Origin of the sequence: Paenibacillus cremeus, from assembly GCF_007786445.1 — a bacterium.
GTDB classification, from domain to species: Bacteria; Bacillota; Bacilli; order Paenibacillales; family NBRC-103111; genus Paenibacillus_G; species Paenibacillus_G cremeus.
This window is the reverse complement of sequence record NZ_VNJI01000117.1, coordinates 1-1,803: the sequence shown is the minus strand read 5'-3', so window position 1 is coordinate 1,803 and position 1,803 is coordinate 1. Positions and strand designations below refer to the sequence as shown.

Here is a 1,803-nt window from a genome sequence, read left to right as displayed (position 1 = left end):
TTGGCGGTTATCCTTAAAACCTTAATTTCATAATTACAAATCAATCTCAAGCCCCTGGCCGACAGGCTGAACCGTCTCCAGAACACGCTGGGTCATTTTACTCCCCATCAAAGAATCAATCACCCAAGCGGACAAATCTTGTCCGGCCAAACACCCGGCAGCCGTACTGATGTTGCCGATATTTACAAAGCTCTCGTTAACTACCTCTACGCCAAATGCGGTTAACTGTCCGGCTGCAGTCGGATAAGTGGTAGCCCGCTTCCCTGTCAAATAACCCAAAGCCCCCAAGAGTAAAGCACCCGAACACATGGATCCAATCAATTGCCGATCCGGAGAAAGTTGAAATCGGCCTAGATAAGCCGGGTCCTTGTACAAGGGTTGCACCCCTCTTCCGCTTGCGAACAGGACGGCATCCAATGTATTCGCCTCCTCAACCATCCCATGCATAGGAATTCTTAATCCCGCCATAGACACATGCGAAGATGCGGTCCCCAGCAGTTTTACTTCCCAATCGGCGATACCACCGACCAATCGCACTCTATTCAACAAATCCCAAGGCAGGAACACATCAAGATCCGTAAAATCATCAAAGCAAATGATAGCTATTTTCATTTGTAAACAGCCCCTCTCACCTTTTATGGGAAATGATACCAAATCCCTAGTATAGCGCATCTTTCGAGTTTACAATTCCCAATTATTTTCTTTCTTTATAACAAAATTTCTATATAACACGCGACTTTTAAAATTTCCTCATGATTCCGGCTTCATCTATTGACCTCCATTCCCAAGAAAATCAAACTGTGCTTTTGTTGAAGATTACTTTACTACATCTAAATTGATAAGAAAAAGACATATATGTTATTGTAGCAATATGATTTACTTATATCTTGAAAATTAGGTGATCTCGGAAATATGGAGTTTAGACAATTAGCTTACTTCGTTGAAGTCGCGAGATTGAACAATTTAACACGAGCGGCTGAACGGCTGAAAGTCGCCCAACCGGCGCTCTCGCAGCAAATCAGAAACCTGGAACGAGAACTTGGTGTAAGGCTGTTTAACCGCTCTGCCCGCGGTGTAGAACTTACTGAGGTAGGAAAGATATTTTTTATCGGTGCAGAAAAAACATTAGCTGAGGCGGAACGGGCCAAAGATTCCGCCAAAGGATTCAACAACCAGCTAAGAGGGAAGGTAACTGTTGGTGCGCTAGAATCCGTAGTGCAAACCAGACTACCGCGAATGCTGGCAACCTTCGGGATTGAGTATCCGGGGATTAAAGTATTTATAAGGGAGAATACAACCAGATCGCTTCTTGAGGCACTTAAGAAGGGCGAATTGGATCTCGCTCTTGCACATGAATGGGATGATAAATATTTTCCACAGTTGGAAGATTCAAATCCTCCGTCTGGAATTTGTTCGAAATCGCTGTATAATGACGAGTTAATTCTTGCCGTTGCTAAGGGTCATCCATTGGAGAAACATAAAGCGGTTTCTATCCGGGAATTAAGGGAAGAATCGTTTGTATCTTTTAAAGAGGGATCAAGGTTACGTTCCCTTGTATATGCGGCGTGCATCAGAGAGGGTTTTGAGCCAATCATTACTTACGAATGCTCTTCTCCACGGATACTGGTGGCAGAAGGCCTCGGGATTTCGATACTCCCTAGGCTGATGGCAGAGACACCAGGACCATCTATTTCGATTATCCCACTGGATCTTCCTCTATCTCGTTCGGTGGCCATCTTTTCCTTCGAGGGACGTTATATCTCGCCGGCAGCCGATATTTTTATGCGTTATGCAGAAAAGTAT

Annotated in this window: 2 protein-coding genes; one reads left to right on the top strand and one right to left on the bottom strand. The window is 44.4% G+C overall.

Annotated features, from left to right (window positions below):
• Positions 1-33: 33 nt before the first annotated feature.
• Positions 34-612 carry a DJ-1/PfpI family protein gene (locus FPZ49_RS35050; RefSeq protein WP_144855350.1) on the bottom strand — a complete coding sequence of 193 codons (579 nt, stop codon included), beginning with the start codon at positions 610-612 and terminating at the stop codon, positions 34-36.
• A gap of 300 nt (positions 613-912) precedes the next feature.
• Between FPZ49_RS35050 and FPZ49_RS35045 the strand changes: the two genes are divergently transcribed.
• Positions 913-1,803, top strand: an 891-nt coding sequence (locus tag FPZ49_RS35045) for a LysR family transcriptional regulator (RefSeq protein ID WP_144855348.1), incomplete at its 3' end; no start/stop codon positions are given.

Bases quoted from the DNA above. Each gene is read 5' to 3' on its own strand.
- FPZ49_RS35050 (WP_144855350.1), bottom strand. From the start codon at position 612: ATGAAAATAGCTATCATTTGCTTTGATGATTTTACGGATCTTGATGTG.